The organism is uncultured Campylobacter sp. (assembly GCF_938039245.1).
Taxonomy (GTDB): domain Bacteria; phylum Campylobacterota; class Campylobacteria; order Campylobacterales; family Campylobacteraceae; genus Campylobacter_A.
Genome location: NZ_CALHVN010000025.1, coordinates 13,411 through 32,564 on the forward strand (window position 1 = coordinate 13,411; position 19,154 = coordinate 32,564).

At 46.5% G+C, this 19,154-nt stretch carries 15 protein-coding genes and 1 tRNA gene; 13 read left to right on the forward strand and 3 right to left on the reverse strand.

Going from position 1 to position 19,154, the window contains the following annotated elements; translation table 11 throughout:
* The first annotated feature begins 44 nt into the window (after positions 1–44).
* The 7 genes from Q0218_RS04020 to Q0218_RS04050 all read left to right on the forward strand — a co-directional run bounded on the left by Q0218_RS04020 (position 45) and on the right by Q0218_RS04050 (position 8,528).
* Complete coding sequence (locus Q0218_RS04020) at positions 45–677, forward strand: uroporphyrinogen-III synthase (RefSeq protein ID WP_297966665.1); 633 nt, start codon at positions 45–47, stop codon at positions 675–677.
* 232 nt (positions 678–909) lie between these two features.
* The gene (purD, locus tag Q0218_RS04025; RefSeq protein ID WP_297966473.1) at positions 910–2,163 is read left to right on the forward strand and encodes a phosphoribosylamine--glycine ligase; all 1,254 of its coding nucleotides are present in this window, start codon (positions 910–912) and stop codon (positions 2,161–2,163) included.
* Positions 2,160–2,609: an RDD family protein gene (locus Q0218_RS04030; protein WP_297966475.1), complete on the forward strand. Its 450-nt coding sequence runs from the start codon at positions 2,160–2,162 to the stop codon at positions 2,607–2,609. The genes purD and Q0218_RS04030 overlap by 4 nt, the downstream gene beginning before the upstream one ends.
* Positions 2,599–4,770: an LPS assembly protein LptD gene (gene lptD, locus Q0218_RS04035; RefSeq protein ID WP_297966477.1), complete on the forward strand. Its 2,172-nt coding sequence runs from the start codon at positions 2,599–2,601 to the stop codon at positions 4,768–4,770. The genes Q0218_RS04030 and lptD overlap by 11 nt, the downstream gene beginning before the upstream one ends.
* Positions 4,770–5,480, forward strand: coding sequence for a phosphoribosyltransferase family protein (locus tag Q0218_RS04040; RefSeq protein WP_297966480.1), 711 nt, complete (start codon positions 4,770–4,772; stop codon positions 5,478–5,480). The genes lptD and Q0218_RS04040 overlap by 1 nt, the downstream gene beginning before the upstream one ends.
* Positions 5,465–7,660 (forward strand): polyribonucleotide nucleotidyltransferase, encoded by a 2,196-nt coding sequence (locus tag Q0218_RS04045; protein ID WP_297966482.1) that lies wholly within the window; start codon positions 5,465–5,467, stop codon positions 7,658–7,660. Before Q0218_RS04040 ends, Q0218_RS04045 begins: the two co-directional genes overlap by 16 nt.
* 16 nt (positions 7,661–7,676) lie before the next feature.
* Positions 7,677–8,528 carry a universal stress protein gene (locus tag Q0218_RS04050; RefSeq protein ID WP_297966484.1) on the forward strand — a complete coding sequence of 284 codons (852 nt, stop codon included), beginning with the start codon at positions 7,677–7,679 and terminating at the stop codon, positions 8,526–8,528.
* A gap of 412 nt (positions 8,529–8,940) precedes the next feature.
* Here Q0218_RS04050 and Q0218_RS04055 read toward each other — a convergent pair.
* Together Q0218_RS04055 and Q0218_RS04060 are read right to left on the reverse strand one after the other, a co-directional pair.
* Positions 8,941–9,024: transfer RNA gene (locus Q0218_RS04055), tRNA-Leu, on the reverse strand.
* 42 nt (positions 9,025–9,066) lie between these two features.
* Complete coding sequence (locus Q0218_RS04060) at positions 9,067–9,366, reverse strand: F0F1 ATP synthase subunit C (protein WP_122874270.1); 300 nt, start codon at positions 9,364–9,366, stop codon at positions 9,067–9,069.
* Positions 9,367–9,638: 272 nt separating this feature from the next.
* Here Q0218_RS04060 and Q0218_RS04065 point away from each other — a divergent pair, with 272 nt between their 5' ends.
* The 5 genes from Q0218_RS04065 to Q0218_RS04085 are packed head-to-tail and all read left to right on the forward strand — an operon-like array spanning position 9,639 to position 15,687.
* On the forward strand, positions 9,639–10,976 hold the full coding sequence (locus tag Q0218_RS04065) for a sodium-dependent transporter (protein WP_297966488.1): 1,338 nt from the start codon (positions 9,639–9,641) through the stop codon (positions 10,974–10,976).
* Between the two features lie 2 nt (positions 10,977–10,978).
* A complete protein-coding gene (locus tag Q0218_RS04070; RefSeq protein WP_297966490.1) occupies positions 10,979–12,319 on the forward strand; it encodes a sodium-dependent transporter in 1,341 nt (446 codons plus the stop codon).
* Positions 12,320–12,871 (forward strand): TRAP transporter small permease subunit, encoded by a 552-nt coding sequence (locus Q0218_RS04075; protein WP_297966493.1) that lies wholly within the window; start codon positions 12,320–12,322, stop codon positions 12,869–12,871. It abuts the gene before it with no gap.
* A complete protein-coding gene (locus Q0218_RS04080) occupies positions 12,868–14,193 on the forward strand; it encodes a TRAP transporter large permease subunit (protein ID WP_297966495.1) in 1,326 nt (441 codons plus the stop codon). Before Q0218_RS04075 ends, Q0218_RS04080 begins: the two co-directional genes overlap by 4 nt.
* Before the next feature lie 54 nt (positions 14,194–14,247).
* Positions 14,248–15,687: a DUF4139 domain-containing protein gene (locus Q0218_RS04085; protein WP_297966497.1), complete on the forward strand. Its 1,440-nt coding sequence runs from the start codon at positions 14,248–14,250 to the stop codon at positions 15,685–15,687.
* 512 nt (positions 15,688–16,199) lie between these two features.
* On the opposite strand, the gene Q0218_RS04090 is transcribed toward Q0218_RS04085, so the two are convergent.
* Positions 16,200–17,207, reverse strand: coding sequence for a hypothetical protein (locus tag Q0218_RS04090; protein WP_297966500.1), 1,008 nt, complete (start codon positions 17,205–17,207; stop codon positions 16,200–16,202).
* A gap of 108 nt (positions 17,208–17,315) precedes the next feature.
* Here Q0218_RS04090 and Q0218_RS04095 point away from each other — a divergent pair, with 108 nt between their 5' ends.
* Complete coding sequence (locus tag Q0218_RS04095; RefSeq protein ID WP_297966502.1) at positions 17,316–19,136, forward strand: biotin/lipoyl-containing protein; 1,821 nt, start codon at positions 17,316–17,318, stop codon at positions 19,134–19,136.
* Positions 19,137–19,154: the final 18 nt, after the last annotated feature.

A 19,154-nucleotide genomic window follows, 5' to 3' on the forward strand; every position in this document is an offset into this window, starting at 1 on the left:
TCGCTACGAAATTTAGGCGCGAAATCATAAATTTAAGGGCGAAAATGATCTATCTAGTCGGGTCAAATTTGGAATTTGAAGGCGTAAAGACGCTGGTTTTAAACGAGATCAAATTTAATAAATTTAGCGTAAATTTGGCTGAATTTGGCGCACTGGTTTTGACCTCCAAAAACTCCGTAAACGCGCTAAAATTTAATCAAATTTCGCCCGCTAGTTTGCAAATTTACTCCATCGGCGACGGCACTAGCCGCGCGGCTAGCGAGTTTGGCTTTGCTCAAATTTACACTGCAAAAAACGCTCACGGAAACGACTTTGCCGCCGAGATCGCACCGCTTTTAAAGGGCAAAAAAACGTTATTTTTAAGAGCGCGCGAGACGGCTTCAAGCGTGGGCGAAATTTTGAGAGAAAGCGGCGTAAATTTGACGCAGATAATCGCTTACGAAAACGTTTTTAAACCGCTTAACGAGGAGCAAAAACCGCCCAAAAACTCGGCGATCATTTTTACGGCTCCCTCGGCGGTGCGAAATTTTACTCGAAATTTCGGCTGGGATGAGAGCTATAAGGCCGTCGCCATCGGGCTTACGACGGCAAAAGAGCTTGGAAATTTTACGGCGCCCGCAGTGAGTGCTCAGCAAAATATAAATTCCTGTGTAAGCCTCGCAAAAACGCTACTTTAAGCTAAAATTTTATATAATAGCCTTCCCTGAGTGATTTGGCAGCGTATTTTTATAGGGTCCAACACATTAGTTTCGGCGAAGATGTGCGGCGACCGTGCGACGCGGCTTCGTTTGAGCGTGCGAGCGCGAGAAGTTGCGACCTAAAGGAACCGCCTATTTGCAAGGTTGGCTTTGAATTTTCGGGCCACTTATATGCGCACCGCTCACTTGGGTTTTTATTTTTGGAGAAATTATGAAAATTTTGATAATCGGAAGTGGCGGGCGCGAGTACTCCATAGCTCTAAAACTTCAAGAATCCCGCAAACACGAGCTTTTCTTTGCCCCGGGCAACGGAGCTACTTCAAAGCTCGGCACTAATCTAAACATCAAAGACTATAATCAGCTCGCAGAATTTGCGGAAACCGAGCAGATAGAACTAACAATCGTCGGCCCCGAAGCGCCGTTAAGCGACGGCGTCGTGGATATCTTTAAGGCGCGAAATTTAAATATTTTTGGACCGAGCAAGGCTGCGGCTAGGCTTGAGGGTAGCAAGGCGTTTATGAAGGATTTTTTGGCTAGAAACGCTATCCGAACGGCTGCTTATCTAAATACCGACGATTACGATGCTGCGGCTAAATTTATCGACTCTCTCGCCGCTCCGGTCGTCGTTAAGGCCGACGGACTGTGCGCGGGCAAAGGCGTGATAATCGCGCAAAGTCGCGAGGAAGCAAAGGCTGCTGCTCGTGATATGCTGAGTGGAGAGAGCTTCGGCGAGGCGGGCAAACGCGTGGTCGTGGAGGAGTTTTTAGACGGATTTGAGCTTAGCTTTTTTGCGATTTGCGACGGCGAAAATTTCGTTAGCTTGCCGGTAGCCCAAGACCATAAGCGCCTAAAAGATAACGACGAAGGACCAAATACCGGCGGTATGGGCGCCTACGCCCCTAGTCCGCTAGCAAGTCCCGAGCTAATAAAACAGGTCGAGGAAGAGGTCGTAAAACCGACTCTAAAAGGCATGAAGGTCGAAGGAAATCCTTTCTGCGGCGTGCTTTTTGCGGGACTTATGGTGGTTAATGGCGTGCCGTACGTGCTTGAGTTTAACGTGCGTTTCGGCGATCCGGAGTGCGAAGTGCTAATGCCGCTGATCGACGGCGATCTGGGCGAAATTTTACTAAACGCGGCAAAAGGCGATCTAAAACCCGTGAAGCTAAAAGACGAATTTGCCGTCGGGGTCGTGATGGCCGGTAAAAATTATCCTTTTTCAAGCTCGCCTAGGGCCAAAATCAGCGTAAAAAACGTGCCTGAAAACTCGCACATAGCATTTGCCGGCGTGAGCGAGCAAGGCGGCGAAATATATGCCGACGGCGGACGAGTGCTAGTGTGCGTGGGGCTTGGCAAAAGCATAAAACAAGCGCAACAAAAGGCCTATGAGCTTTGCCAAAACGTAGAATTTAACGGCGCGCAGTACCGAAAAGATATCGCCTGGCAAATGCTAAAAGGACGCGAATGAGCAGAAGCGTTATCGACAGGCTCGAAAACGAAAATATCACGCTCGCTAGCGTCGGCAAAAGAGCCGTCGCGTGGGGGATAGATAAATTTTTACTTTCTGCGTTATTTTTCGTGATTTATTACGATAAATTTGACGGAATAGACTTTGAGCAAACCGTCGTTTTGCTTGCGAATTTAACCCTTCAAATCGTTTTACTAGACGTGATTTATCAGACTTTTTTTACGTGGTACTGCGGCGCGACGATGGGTAAAATAGCTATGAAAATCGTCTGCGTAGACGTAAATTTGCTCGACAAACCGAGCTTTTTAAACTCCTTAGTCCGCGCCTTTATGCGTATCGTTAGCGAAAACTTGTGCTTTCTTGGTTTTGCATGGGCGTTTTCAAATCCATTATTTCAAACGTGGCAAGACAAGGCCGCGAAAACGGTAGTTATAGATGTTTACTAGAATTTTTTCTTTACTAATGTTTGGGGCTTTTAGTTGCTTTGCGGCTCAAAATTTCGAGCTTCTGGCTGATGACGTAAAACGCGACAACGGCATTGTTACGGCGGATAAAAACGTACTTGTTTATTCGCAGGATTATTTGATGAGCGCGGATAGGGCCGTTTACGATCAGCAAAAAGAGATTTTGGAGCTTTTCGGTAACGTAAATTTGATAAGAAATAAAGACGAAATCTCGCGCTGCTCGTATGCAAAGATCGACCTAAATAGCAAAGACAGCAACTACGAGACGCTATTTATGATGAACCGCGACATGGAAGTGTGGATGCAAAGCGACGAGAGCAATAGTACTTCTAAATTTTACGAGGTAAACGGCGCGGTCGTATCAAGCTGTAACGTTCAAGATCCTGATTGGAAGATCAAATTTAGCAGCGGCAAGCTAAACCGCGAGAGTAAATTTTTACACCTTTATAATCCCGTATTTTACGTCGGAAACGTCCCGGTGTTTTACCTGCCGTATTTTGGCTTTTCCACCGATACGCGCAGACGTACCGGGCTTTTGCCGCCGGAGCTTGGCTACGGCAAAAACGACGGATTTTACTACAAACAACCGATCTACATCGCAGAATACGACAGCTGGGACTTGCAGTTTGATCCACAAATTCGCACTAGACGCGGCACGGGTATCTACGGTACGTTTAGATTTGCCGATTCGCCGTATTCCAGAGGCTCGGTGACGCTAGGCGCATTTAGAGATACGGAGGGCTACCGCCAAAGACAGATCGAGAAAAACTCGCTAAGACTTCCTCTAAAAAACAAAACGCATAAAGGCGCTGAGGTCAAATACGAGCGCGACAGGCTCGTTAAGCACCTAATAAGCGAGGATTTGCAGGAGGGCTTGTGGCTTGATGCTACGGCGCTAAACGATATCGATTATATAAATTTGAAAAAACGCGGCGCTGGTAGCGACGACAATCCTCTCGTGACGTCAAAGCTAAACTATTTTCTAAGTAGCGATAAGCACTATTTTGGCGCATACGCGAGATATTATGTAAATACCTCAAAAATCGGTAGCCCAAACGAAAACAAAGATACGCTCCAAGAGTATCCAAGCTTCCAATATCATAAATTTACCGACAGCTTTATCTTGCCTAACGTGCTTTACTCAGTTGATTTAAGCTCGCATAACTACACGAGAAGAATCGGCGTAAAAGCGACGCAGTATGAGTTTAATCTGCCGGTTTCTTTTCACCTACCTTTGGCGGACGATTATCTTAAATTTTCTTACTATCACTATCTATATGCTACTCACGTGGATTACGCAAAAAAAATGTATCGTCCGACCGGAGATGAGGATAGAAGCGCAAATTATATAGAAAACTATCACAAATTCTCGCTTTATACGGATCTAGCTAAAGCTTACGAGAGCTTTTATCATAGCGTGAATTTAGGCATCGACTACGTCGTAAAAGCCTACAATGAAGGCGACCTGCCCGATAAATACGAAACTGCCGAGGATGACGGCAACGTATACGTCTACGATATGCTCGGACGAAAATACCAAAGCTTTATAAATCCTCAGCATACCAGAGACGAGATTTTAGCCAGAGCGACGCAGTATTTCTTTAACGAAAACGGAAGAAAATTTTTACGACATACGATTTCGCAGGGTTATTATACCAAAGAGAACAAGCGCTCGAATTTGAAAAATATAATCGGCTGGTATCCGCTAGTAAATTTATCTTTTTACAACAGGCTTGAGTACTCTTACGAAAATAAATACTTTGAAAAAATTCAAAGCGGAGCTAGCTATACGCACGATAAATTCGGCGCTAGCCTCTGGCATACGATGCAAAGGAAAAACGCGCAAGAAAAACAAAACTACCTACACCTAAACGGTTATGTCGAGCTTCCGCACAACTATAGGCTTTTTGGCGGTTCGCAGTATGACCTCGAGCGAGACTACAATAAGCAGTGGCAACTAGGCGTCTCTCACCGCAGAAAGTGCTGGAATTATACATTCGTCTATGAAGAGGAGCTAGAGCCTACTACGACCACGAGCGGAACGGCTGCAAAGAAATCAAGAGGTGTTTATTTCTTTATAAATTTCTATCCGATGGGCGGCGTGCATTACGACTTTTCGGTAGGTCAGACGCAGGGTAGCTGATGAGCGGCTACGAGGATTTGGTCTTTGAAAACCAGCTCGAGGCGGCCGAAAAACTGCTTGAAATTTTACCCAAAAAAGAGCTAGTTGCGGGCGAATATCTAATGATATGCGGCTCTATAGACTCGGTCATCATGGTCGATAGCGTAGCTCGCGGGCTAAATTTGAGCTATGAGATTTTATTTTGCGAGCGTATTTTTGCGCCCAATAACCCCGAGTGCGAGATCGCTATGGTTAGCGAAAAGGATGACGTCGTGCTAAACAATGAGCTGATTAAGAGCTTTGGCATTAGTTACGACTTCGTATACGGCGAGGCCGACCGCAAGTACGACGAAAAAATCCTAAAAAACGTCTATAAATTTAGAAAAGGCAATCTCATCGGCGATTTAAAGGATAGAAATATCTTGCTCATCGACGAGGGCTGCGAGACGGGACTCACGGCGCTAACTTGTCTAAAAACGCTCATGCGCGAGCGGGTAAAGTCGGTCACCTACGCTACGCCTCTCATTGCTACCGACGTAGCCGCGGCTATCGCGCCGCTGGTGGATGAAATTTACGCCGTGCATAAGATCGCAAATTTTATCGAAGTGGATTTTTACTACAAAAACAAAATCGAGCCAAAACCCGAAACCGTGCTTTCCATATTAGAGGAGAGTCCGTTTTATATACCATTACAAAAACAAGGAGACGTCAGGGCATGCAGTATTCAATAGAAGTCAATAATCAAGTCGAAATTTACGATATAAACAAGGTCGCCAAGCAAGCTAGCGGCGCGGCGCTTTTGCGCGTAAAAAATACCGTCGTTTTGGCCACCGTCGCTCGCGAGGATACGCAAGTTACCGAGGATTTTTTACCGCTAACGGTGCAATACATCGAAAAAAGCTACGCGGCAGGCAAGATCCCGGGCGGCTACGTAAAAAGAGAAACTAAGCCGGGGGATTTTGAGACGCTAACTTCGCGCATCATCGACCGTTCGCTTCGTCCGCTCTTTCCAAAGGGCTACGCGTATCCGACGCAAATCGTCGTGATGGTTTTATCTTGCGATCCGGAAGTTGATTTGCAAGTCGTCGCTCTAAATGCGGCCTCAGTTGCACTTTATCTTAGCGACATCCCCGTAAATGCGCCAGTTTGCGGCGTGCGCGTGGGATATATAGATAATAAATTCGTGATAAACCCTAGCAACTCCGAGCTAAAAGCTTCCGCGCTCGATCTTTACGTGGCAGGCGTTAAAGACGAGCTTTTGATGATAGAGATGAGAAGTATCCCGACCGAAAAAGACGAGATAGTGCCTATCGCGCTTGATCCTATGATGGATCCGAATTTAAGCGGCGCTATAGCGATGCAGGATATGAACGAATTTAGCGAAGACCTCATCGTAGAGGCGATCGCGCAGGCAGGTAAAGCCATACTTCGCGCCTCAAACGCTTATGAAGAAGCATTTAGCCAGCATAAAAAAGAAGACGCGCAGCTAGAGCTAAAACCCGAGATCGAAAACGAGAGCGTCGCGGTTTATCTAAACGAATTTTATAAAAACGACGTAAAAGCCGCGATAAATCAGATGGCCAAAAGCGAGCGCGCTAGCGAGCTAACCAAGATCGCTAAGCAAATTTTGACCGACGAAGTAGCCCAAAAAGAGGGCTGGGACGAGGAAGTCGTCTCTAACGTCCTGGCTAAATTTAAGAAAAAAATCGTCCGAGAGCAGATCATAAACGAGGGCGTTCGCGCCGACGGCAGAGGGCTTAAGGAGGTTCGCCCGATCAGTATCGAGACGAACATCTTACCAAACGCTCACGGTAGCTGCCTCTTTACCCGCGGCCAGACGCAAGCTCTAGTAGTCGCCACTCTAGGCACCGACGGCGACGCGCAGATGTACGATATGCTAACGGAAAAAGGCGCCGTGACGGATAAATTTATGTTTAACTACAACTTCCCCGGCTTTAGCGTCGGCGAAGCTAGCCCGCTAAAGGCTCCGGGCAGGCGCGAGCTGGGTCACGGCAATCTCGCTAAACGCGCGCTTGCGCCTAGCATCGATCTAAATTCGCCTTATACTATCAGACTCGTGTCCGAAATTTTAGAAAGTAACGGCTCAAGCTCGATGGCCAGCGTTTGCGGGGGCTCTTTGGCGCTAAGGGCTGCTGGCGTCGATACGCCAAAACTAGTCGCAGGCGTCGCGATGGGGCTAATTTTCGAAGGCGATAAGCACGCCGTGCTAACCGATATCATGGGGCTAGAGGATCACGACGGTGATATGGATTTTAAAGTCGCCGGTAGCAAAGACGGCATAACCGCGCTTCAGATGGATATAAAGCTGGGCGGCATAAGCCTTGACGTGCTAAAAGAGGCGCTTTTGCAGGCGCGCGAGGGTAGGCTGCATATATTAAATTTGATGGAAAAAGCAAACGAAAATATCTCCGTAAACGAAGACATACTGCCTAAACTAGAGCTTTTTAGCGTTGATCCGGGCAAGATCGTCGATATCATCGGACAAGCTGGAAAAACGATAAAAGAGATTATCGATAAATTTGACGTCGCCATCGACCTCGACCGCGAAAAAGGCGAGGTAAAGATCGCCGGCGCGCAAAAATCAAGCGTAGATGCGGCTAAAGATTACATCATACAAATCGTCTCAAAAGACGGCGGCAAGGGCTTTGGCAGCAAAAGAGGCGGCAAAGACGGCAAGCCTCATAAGACGCCTGAATTTAATATCGGAGACGAATTTGAGGGCGAGGTAAAAAGCGTGGTAGAATTTGGCGCCTTTATCGGGCTTCCGGGCGGCGTAGACGGACTTTTACACATCTCAAAGATCAAAACGCCTCTAAAAGCCGGCGATAAGGTCAAAGTAAAAATCAGCGAGCAAAAAGGGCACAAAATCTCCCTTTCTTTGGCGCAATAAATTTAAAGGAGAACCGATGCAGTATAAAAAAATATTCTTCCCCATAGGTGCCGGCGACGACGTCAAAGAGCGTATAAAAGGGGCTTTGCTAGTGGCTAAATACTTTAGCGGACACATCGAAATTTTAGCCTGCCAGCTCGATCCTAGCGTCGTTTATAATATGAAAATGACGCTTCGAGGCGGAGTGCTTTACGAGGAGTTTTTAAAGGCTGCTAAGGCTGATTTGGGGCTTGAGCACGAGCAAAATGAGGCTATTTTTAATAAGCTTTGCGCCGAGCTTGGCGTACGCGTCAGCGATACTCCGATAAAAGGCGAGGCGAGCGCGAAATTTATAACCAAAAGTGGCAAAAGAAGCCTAATCGTCGAGCAAGAGTCTAAATTTTGCGATATGGTCGTAGCAGCCGTACCGCTTGACGGCAAGATCACGGGCACATTTGAAGCGGCGGTGCTAAAAAGCGGTAAAAACGTTATCGCGATCCCTAGAAAACTTACTAAATTTAGCGCAGAAAATATCCTGGTAAGCTGGACCGGTACGCCTGAGAGCTCGCGCGCCATCACCAGCTCGCTACCGCTTTTAAAAGAGGCTAAGCGCGTAAAATGCATCACTTCAAAGGCAAATTTGGGCGATCAAAGCGAGGCTAGCTTAAAGAGGCTGGACGAATACTTCGCGCTGCACGGCATAAATGCGGATTTTGAGGTCGTAGGAACTTTTTCGGTCCCGGGCGAACCGCTTTTAAAAGCCGCGACGGATGGAAATTTTGACCTAATCGTAGCGGCTAGATACGCAGAAAACGGCTTTAGGGAGATTTTCTTGGGCGGCACGACCAAGTATTTCTTACAAAATACCACGATACCGGTATTTATGTAAGGTAAAATCGGAGCTAAATTTACAGCTTAAATTTAGCTCCAAAATCTAAATTTAGCTTGAAGCAGGGCTAAAATATCGTAATCCAAGAGAAAATATGCTAAATTCGACTCCAAATAAAGCATAACTATTGAGGCTTATTACTAAGCAAAGTCCAAAAATATCGCTAAATTACGGTTTATGGTTTTTAATGAGGTCTAAAAATCGGACATAATTGGAAATCAGCCAAGATATATTAAATAATCATAATAATATTTTAGAAGGTGACTTTTAGATTATACTTACAGGTACTGACTAAAATTTGGTTAGTCAGTACTTTTGGTCAGTTAGTTGGCGGTTTTTTGATAGATTTCCTGCCGATGGGTTTGATGTATTTGGCTATTTTGGGAATTTTTGTCGAGGTTAATAAGTATGATGGTGCGACCTGCGAGATTTGAACTCGCACACCCTTCGGCACTACCACCTCAAAGTAGCGTGTCTACCGTTCCACCAAGGTCGCACGTGGATTAAAAGAAAAAGAGCGGGACTAACCCGCCCGATATTAAAACATTGGGTTTGCGTAAAGAACGATTAGCGCGATAACTAGCGCGTAGATAACTTGCGCTTCGATCATCGCAAGAGCAACGAACATCGTCGTAGTTAGCTTGCTGCCCACGCCAGGGTTTCTAGCCGTGCCTGAAATAGTCGCAGAGGCGGTATTTCCCATACCGATAGCGCCGCCAAGAGCTGCTAGGCCTAGACCGACCGCTGCTGCAAGAACAGAGTAAGATCTTAACATCTCGCCGTCACCCGCAAACGCAAAGCTAGCAAGAGCCATCATTAAAAAAACAACTTTTTTCATAAAGTCTCCTTGTAAATTTAAGCCATTTCGGATCAGACCCCTACTTTGAAGCTTTGAGAGCGCATTTTATAAAAATTTAGCTTTGAGTTACTTAAAACCGAGAAAATTTTTCATAAATTTTCCGCTCGTCAAATTTGCCGCCGCGTAGTGCTACAAATTTACAAAAAATTTCAGCCGTGTTTCGTTTTTCTACGATTTTATTTAAAAATTAGAATTTTAAAAGCTTTTTTATGCTAGCCTCGCTTCTGAAATTTTAAATACTAAGGTTAAATTTGGCACAGGATAAATTTTCAAAAATCGGCTTTATCTTAGCCGTCGCGGGCTCTGCGGTGGGGCTTGGAAACGCGTGGAAATTCCCGTATTTAGTCGGTCAAAACGGCGGTTCGGCCTTCGTGCTTTTGTATCTTTTTATGACTTTTTTCGTCGGACTTGCGATATTTTTCGGCGAGATAGCTATCGGTAAGCTTTCGGAGTCTGATCCTGTAAATGCCTTTAAAAATCTCGCTTTAAAGTGCAAAGAAACTTGGAAATTTGCGGGTTTTACGATGATAGGCGCGATCATCATCGCCTCTTTTTACACGGTTATCATCGGATGGATACTAAAATACGCAGTAATGGTAATAACAGAACTTCCAAAAGACGTCGAAGCTTCAAAGGAAATTTTCAAAAATTTCTACGCTAACGATGCCTTATCTCAAATTTTTTACTTTACGATCGTGTTTTTCCTCTGTATTTTTATCGTATCAAAGGGCATAAAAAGCGGCATAGAGCGCGTAAACGTCTGGATGATGCCCTCGCTTCTTATCTTGCTTATCATAATGCTTGGCTACTCTTTTACGATGGACGGCTTCGTGCAGTCGGCTAAATTTTTACTGGTTCCCGATTTTTCAAAACTAGGCGTAAGCAGCGTTCTAACCGCGCTTGGACTAGCGTTTTTTACGCTGTCTCTTGGCGTTGGCGTTATCATCGTTTACTCCGCATCGCTGCCCGATAATACCAATCTCGTTAGCTCCTCGATCATCATCGTCGTGATAAACGTCGTGATGGGCATTTTGATGGGGCTTGTTATCTTTACCTTCGTGTTTGAGTTCGGCGAGACGCCTAGTCAGGGTGCGGGACTCGTGTTTATCTCGCTGCCTACGCTGTTTGCGAAGCTCGGTACGCTCGGACACGTGCTTGCGTTTGCGTTTTTTTCTGCTCTGCTTTTTGCCGGCATTACCTCGGCTATCTCGATGCTAGAGCCTTTCACGCACTATCTCATCCGAGAATTCGGCCTTTCTCGTAAAAAATCCCTCGCGCTAATCGGCGTTTTCATCTACTGTATGGGCATTTTGTGCATACTTTCAAGCATCGAAGGCGTTAAAGAAAATTTGACGTTTTTTGGTAAGAGCTTTTTTGACTGCCTCGATTTTCTTAGCTCAAACGTCATCATGCCGATCGGCGGCATCACGGTGTCGATTTTTGTGGGCTTTGTCATCAAAAAAGATGCGCTTTATATACTTTTTGGATCGTATATGAGCAGGGCCGTTTTTGAAATTTGGTATTTTATGATTAGATTCGTAGCCCCTATTAGCATCGTCATCATCACGATAAATGCGCTAAGAGGCTAACCGTGGCAAGCGATAAATTTTCTAAAATCGGATTTATATTATCCATCGTGGGTGCCGCGATCGGGCTTGGCAATGCGTGGAAATTTCCATACATGGTCGGCGCAAACGGCGGCTCGGCTTTCGTGCTTTTGTATCTTGTTTTTGCCGTTGCGGTCGGGCTTAGTATATTTTTTGCCGAGATGGCGATGGGTAAAATTTCAAACGCCGATCCCGTTAACGCCTTTCGCTCGCTCGCTCCTAAAAACGGCAAATTTTGGGGCTACGCCGGCGTCATAATGATAACGGGCGTTTTAGTTGCGTCGTTTTATACGGTCATCATCGGCTGGGTTATTAGGTATTCGGTCTTATCTCTTGGCGAGCTTCCGCAAAGTATCGCGGTTTCGGGCGAAAATTTCGGCAAATTTATAAGCTCTGATATCTCGGGTCAAATTTTATACTTTAGCATCGCGTTTGCGGCATATTTTTTCATCCTTTCAAAGGGCATAAAAGGCGGCATCGAACGCATAAATTTATGGCTTTTGCCGACGCTTTTTTTACTGCTTATTTTTATGCTGATTTACTCGGCGCAGATGGGCGGATTTTCGCAGGCGGCGGAGTTTTTGCTAGTGCCTGATTTTTCTAAGATCACGAGCGAGGCGGTGTTTGTAGCTCTTGGGCTAGCGTTTTTTACGATGTGCGTGGGTATCGGCGCGATCGCGACGTATTCGGTTAGCCTGGACGATAAGACCAATCTTTTCACCTCTTCGCTCTACGTCGTCGCGCTAAACATCATCGTTAGCGTCGTCATCGGACTCATCGTTTTTACCTTTGTTTTTGAGTACGGCGAGCAGCCTAGTCAGGGCGTGGGACTAGCCTTTATCTCGCTGCCTACGCTGTTTGCTAAGCTAGGAGGGATGGGAAACGTCTTAAGTTTTACGTTTTTTACCGCGCTTATTTTTGCGGGGCTTACGTCTGCTATCTCGATGGTCGAGCCGCTCGTTTTTTATCTTATAAACGAGTTTAAGATCCCTCGCCTAGGCGCGATCGCGATCGTGGGCGTTTGCGTTTATTGCCTGGGCACGCTTTGCGCGCTTTCAAATATCGCCGAATTTAAAGACGCGCTCACGTTTTTCGGCAAGGGATTTTTTGACGTTTTAGACTATCTTAGCTCAAATATCATGCTGCCGCTGGGCGGTATAGTGATTGCGGTATTTGTCGGCTACGCTATGAAAAGAGGCAGCCTAGAGGAGCTATTTTTGCCGTATATGGGTAGGGCGGTTTTTGAAATTTGGTATTTTTTACTGCGATTCGTCGCGCCGATTTGTATTTTAGCTATAATGATAAGACAAATTTTGGGGAGTTAAATGGAACGAAATTTAAAAAAAGTAGAGAGATTTTTTGGTAAATTAGGCGACATCGCGGGCTACGTCTGTATACTCGTGATGTTTTTGATGATTGCGGACGTTTTTTTTAACGTCACGGCGAGATATTTTTTCAAATACGGCAACGTAGGCCTGCAAGAGCTTGAGTGGCACTTTTTTAGCGTCATCATCCTGCTTGGCATGAGCTACGCGCTAAAAGACGACGCTCACGTGCGAGTGGATATATTTTACGAAAAGATGAGCGTAAAGAAAAGGGCGCTCATAAATATGGCGGGCGTCATCCTTTTTATCCTGCCGCTTGCGCTTTTGGTCGCGTGGCTGAGCTGGGACTACGTCGTGGAGGCGTACGAGAGTGGCGAGGGTAGCGCAGATCCTGGCGGTTTGCCGCACCGCTGGGTTATCAAGGCTTTTATACCGTTTAGCTTTTGGCTACTTATATTTTTTAGCGTCGGATATTTTATAAAGTGGCTAAACGTCTATCTGGATGCCGGGTCAAATTTAAGCAAAACCGCGCAACAAGGAGAGGGAAAATGACCGGCATAGTAATGTTTTTAGCCGCGCTTTTTATGCTTGCTATCGGCTTTAGCGTCGCATTTACGTTTGGCGCGATAGCCGTCATTTTCGGACTCATCGGCGGTATGGTCGAGAGCTTTGGCGACGGGGGCGGCTTTATGGGCGGGCTTGAGATTTTTAAAGAGACCTTTAACTTCATGCCTTATCGCATCTACTCGATAATGGAAAATAAAATCCTCATCGCCGTGCCGCTTTTCGTTTTTATGGGAATTATTTTACAAAAGACCAAGCTAGCCGAGAGATTGCTTGAGAGTATGGCGTTTTTATTCGGCGAGATTAGAGGCGGCGTGGCGATTAGCACCGTGCTAGTGGGCGCGCTATTAGCCGCATCTACGGGCGTCGTGGGTGCTAGCGTCGTAGCTATGGGCGTCATGAGCTTGCCTGTTATGCTAAAGTACAACTACAACAAAGCTCTAGGCTGCGGCACTATCTGCGCTTCGGGCACGCTTGGGCAGATCATCCCGCCTTCGATCGTTCTGATTATCCTAGGCGACGTCTTTACGGTGCCCGTCGGCGATCTTTTCCGCGAGGCGATATATCCGGGTCTTGCGCTCGTGGGCGCTTATATAGCCTACATCCTCATCGTCTCTTACGTTAAAAAGGACTACGCGCCGCCCGTCGTAGTAGAGAGCGATATGCCTAAATCAAAGCAAATTTTAAACGCTATCCTCGCGATTTTGCCACCGCTAGTGCTTGTCGTGCTGGTGCTTGGTTCGATATTTGAAGGCATCGCTACGCCGACTGAGAGCTCGGCGTTTGGCTGCGTGGGCGCGATCTTGCTTTCGGTTTTTTATAAAACTTTTTCGTTTAAAATGCTAAAAGAAGCGCTTGAAGAGAGCGTCAAAACCACGGCCATCGTCTTTACTATCCTTATCGGCGCGACGGCGTTTTCGATGGTGTTTAGCTACACCGGAGGCGACGAGATAGTCGAGGAAGTTATGTCAAATTTACCGGGCGAAAAATGGGGCTTTATCGTCTTATCGATGATTACGATTTTCGCGCTGGGATTTTTTATAGACTTCGTCGAGATTTCGTATATCGTGCTACCGATCTTGGCGCCGATTGCCGTAAATTTAGGCATAAATCCGCTCTATTTTGCCATCGTTATCGCGATGAACTTACAGACGTCGTTTCTCACGCCGCCGTTTGGCTTTAGCCTCTTTTACCTAAAAGGCGTGGCGCCCGCAGAGATTAAGACTTCTGATATCTACAAAGGCGTCGTGCCTTTTATCGGACTGCAAATTTTAGTTTTAGCGATTTTTGCCGTTATTTTGTTGAGCTAGATTTAAATTTAACGTTTTGGGCTATAATTTTTCAAATTTATCCAAAGGAAAAAAATGAAAAAAATAGCCCTGATCTCGACGCTTGCCGCGCTGGCTAGCGCGCAGAGCAATCTACTGGAGATCTACAAAAACAAGTCCTTCATCCACCAAAGCTTCGTCGATCAAAAAAGCGAATTTAGCCTAAATTTACCCGAGTTCGTAGCGCTTGAGGATATCGACGTGAGCGCGTCGTGCGAGCTAATCAGTCTAAATTTAAACGAACCAAAACCGTTAGAAGACGAAAGATACGATAAATTTAAAAAAGCTCAAAACGAGTTTGAAGAGCTGGGAAATAAGGTAGGCGCACTAAACGCGAAAAACAAATTTTTAAATAATTTCTCGGCTTTCAAAGAGCAAAGCGTCGAGAATTTGAGCGCCGATGCGGATAAATTTTACGATATAACGCTAAAAGCACTAGCCGAGGCTTCGCAGGCTAAAAAGCTGCTTAACGACGCGAATCTAAAAATGCAAGAACTAGAAAGAGAGGTCGTAAATTTTCAAAAGCTAGACCTTAAATTCGAATGCGATCCAAAACAGGTCAAAATCTCCTATCCGGTGGGCGTTAGCGTAAATTTAAAAAATAAAATTTCCGCCCTGGTCGAAAAAGGCAAGGTCGAAATCTCGCAAAATTTGACCCTAAAAAATCCTCTTTATACGGATTTATCAAATCTCACGATCGCGCTTTATCCGTTTTACTACTCGTCAAATTTGACGCCTGAGCCTTTTTATCCGTGGTACGAGGGCAAGGCAGAACCTATGCTAGCAGCGGCCCCGGCAGCGATGGAGGCCTACGATAGAGCCGCGGTCGCGCCGATGAAAAAGGCAAAGCAAGTATCCCGTAATTACGCTAAAGAGACGGAGGCTAGCAACGTCCAAAACGAGCTTGCAAATACTTGGCGCATCGATAACGTAAGTCTAAAAGCGGGCGAGGAAAAGAGCTTTAGCTACGACAAGCAAAGCCTTGACGCGAAATTTGACCTAGTTATCGACGGATACGGCGGAGCAAACGCATACGTTAGAGCTAAATTTAAGCCCGAACGAAGCGTAGAGAGTTCGGACGCGGAGTTTAAAATCGGCGACGTGAATATCGGCAAAAGATACGTAGGCTACGCTGCGGGCGAGGAGGCCGAGGAGTTTTTCGGCAAAAACGAGCTTGTAACCGTAAAAAAGGAAAATAACGGCGAATTTACGAAAGAGTCGTTTTTCGGCTCGAAAAATAAAATCTCGCAGGGCTATAAATTTATCGTAAAAAACGGCTCTAAATTCGCGTGGGACGTGGTCTTGCAGGAGCGAGCGCCCGTTAGCGCGCATGAAAGCGTAAGCGTAAACATGAAAAACGATCCCAAAGAGAGCGAACTGGATAAAGAGGGCAAGGTGACGTGGAAATTCGCGCTTAAACCAAACGAGAGCAAGGAGATAAATTTCGCTTACGAGCTGACTAAGCCCGGGAAATAACGGCACAAAATCTAGCTTAAATTTGCTTGCTTCGGCTTGTCTTTTTGCCCTATACGTCGTTGGATTTAAATTTTACTCGGTCACTACCGACGAGGTAGCTCCCGTCGTAAAATTTAAATCCGCCTCGTCTAGAACAAAAATACTTCGCCTTATCTTTTTGCATTCAAATTTGAAGTCAAATTTGTAAATTTGAGTCGCCGAGACCCGTACCTTGAAAATGTAAATTTAAACCTGCGACGCTTTGCGTCAGCAAAGCCATGTCGCCACCTTAAAAGCGTCGTAGGGGGAGGGGGATTTAAAGGGGGTGGGGAGCGACTTCGCAATTTAAGCCCCCACCCCCTTTATATAAAGTAAAAAACAACCTCAAACGGTTGTTTTTTACTCAAGGAAACCAAGCTCGCAATGCCAAATTTTAACCAAGCCAAATTTACTATCGTCGAGATGCGGGTCTCGGTGCGTCAAATTTTATAAATTTAACTCCGAATTTATCCATAAAATTTAACCCGCAAAAGCTAAAAACCAAACTCAGCGTAAAATTCGTTCAGGTAGTCCGAGTAGTATGTGTTGCCGTTTCTAGCGTCAAATTCGCCCGCTAGCCGTAAAGCCGTTTTGTAGTCGTTCTCGTCGCCAAACGCGCTAACTGCGATGAAAAATCGCAGGTCGTTTAGATCGTCGTTGCCATCTAGGATCGCCGCGGAGTGCTTGCAAGCTAAATTTAGCGCCGTCTCGCGCTCGTCTAGCCTAGCGGCGATCTCGATGAGCGGGGCGATCTCGTTTATGACGCGAGGATTTGACTCGATCGTCGCCGCGGCCTTTGGTAAAAGGGCTTTTGCCTCTTCTATCTTGCCTGTTTTAATCATGCTAAAAAGTATCGGCGCGTAGGTCGCGTGAGGTACTTCGGCACAGGTTAGCTCGCCTGAGAGTATCGGCGCGGCAAGCTCCAGCGCCGCTTCGTGCTCGCCTGCAAAATTTAAATACGCGATCTCATCGCTTGCTTCGCACGCCTCGCAATCACCCATATCGTCCTTGGCGAGCTTTTTCCACAGCTCATAGTTTGCCTTCGCCTCCCTAGCGTCGCCCATATCGATGTTTTGATTCATCAAGGCCTTGTAGTAGGCTGCCAGCGAGAGCTCCAAGCGCTCGTAGTAAAACAGCATCGCTTCGTTTACCTTGTCTATGAGCTCTTTTTCTATCGCCGAGCTTTTAGCGATGCCAGAGACGATCCATTTAAATTTCCACAGGCAGTCTACAAAGTCGTCAAAATTCGGATATTCGCTCTCGTTTTCTTTTAAATTTTGCGCGATGTAGCCCGTGAGCCACATTAGCGCTCTGGTTCTTAAAAATGCGCCGAATTTTTCAAATTCCTCGTTTAGCACAAAGTCGCAAATTTGCGCGGCAAACGCCAAATCCTGCGCCTCTACGGCGTCTCTTATCTCGTCAAGTAGATACTCCTCTTTATCCATCAGCCTATCAAATTCTTTTAGCTTTTTATAAAGCTCTTCTAGCGTGCGCTCTTGCATTTGCTCCCCTTGTTAAACATTTTTGTGATAATGCTTTGATTTATTATATCCACTTAATCTAAAACAAGGTAAAATTAGCACGATTTTGAAATTTTATAAGGCGGCAAAATGGCGAAAAAATTTATAGACGTTATGGATACTACCTTTAGAGACGGCTTTCAGTCGGTTTTCGGCGCGCGCGTGGCGATGGCTGATTTTCTGCCCGCGGTTAGCGCGGCTAAAGAGGCCGGTATAACGCACTTTGAGTTCGGCGGCGGGGCGCGGTTTCAGAGCCTTTATTTTTATCTAAACGAAGACGCGTTTGCGATGATGGATAAATTTCGCGAAACCGTCGGGCCCGAGGCAAACCTGCAAACTCTAAGCCGCGGCGTAAATACCGTGACGCTAGACACAGGCAGCCGCGAGCTGGTTGATCTGCACGCGAAGCTCTTTAAAAAGCACGGCACGACCACGATACGAAACTTCGACGCGCTAAACGACGTAGAAAATTTAAAATTTTCCGGCGAGCGTATCGCTCATCACGGCCTAAAGCACGAAGCGGTCGTCACGATGATGGATCTGCCAGCAGGCTGTTCGGGCGCGCACGATGTGGCGTTTTACGAGCGGATTTTGCGCGAAATTTTAGACGCGGGCATCCCGTATCACAGCATTTGTTTCAAAGACGCCAGCGGCACCTCTAGTCCGCAAAAAGTATATGAGACCATCAAAATGGCTCGCAAACTCCTCCCGCAAAATACCCACATTAGACTCCATACTCACGAAACCGCAGGCGTTAGCGTCGCGTGCTATATGGCTGCTTTAGAAGCGGGCGCAGACGGCATAGATCTAGCCGCAAGTCCGGTTAGCGGCGGCACCAGTCAGCCTGATATCCTAACGATGCTGCATGCCGTTAAGGGCAAAAACTACGATCTGGGCGGACTTGACGTGGAGAAAATTCTAAAATACGAAAGCGTGCTAAATGAGTGCTTGAAAGATTATTTCCTGCCGCCTGAGGCCGTGCAGGTTAGCCCGCTCATCCCGTTTAGCCCGATGCCCGGCGGCGCGCTAACGGCAAATACCCAGATGATGCGCGACAATAATATCCTGGATAAATTCCCCGAAGTCATCCTCGCGATGCGCGAAGTCGTGCAAAAGGGCGGCTACGGCACGAGCGTGACGCCTGTGAGTCAGTTTTATTTCCAGCAGGCGTTTAATAACGTAATGTTTGGCCCATGGAAAAAGATCGCCGAGGGCTACGGTAAAATGGTGCTAGGCTACTTCGGCAAGACGCCGGTGGAGCCCGATAAGAGCGTAGTTAAGCTAGCTAGCGAGCAGTTAAGCTTAAAACCGACCAAAGAACACGCCATGGATATCGCGGACAAAGACGAGAGCAAGTCGCTTAAATTTACGCGCGAGCTGCTTAAAAAAGAGGGTATCGAGCCTAGCGAGGAAAATATCTTTATCGCTGCGGCGTGCAAAGAAAAGGGCATCGCGTTTTTAAAAGGCGAAGGCAAGATAAATATCCGAAAAAAATCCGCAAACGCGTGCGAAACGAGCGCGCCGACTCCACGTGTAAAAACTCCGATAAACGAAAAATACAGCGTCACCGTAAACGGCAAGAAATTTGACGTCGAGGTCTCGGACGCTGAGGGCAAAGCCGAGATAAAAAGCGTAAAACCCGCAAGCGTAGCGCACATGCCGCCTCCGGAGCTCTCGCCGGCTAAAACGACCGGCGGCAGTGGCGAACCTGTAAAAAGCACGCTTCCTGGAAACGTGTTTAAAATCCTAGTCGCAGTGGGCGATAGCGTGAAAAAGGGGCAAAGGATGTTCGTGCTAGAGGCCATGAAGATGGAAATAGACGTAAACGCTCCAAAAGACGGGCTGGTGACGTCTATCGAGGTACAGCAAGGACAAACCGTAGCAAACGGTCAAATTTTAGCGAAAATTTAATCTAAAAAAGGAAGAAAA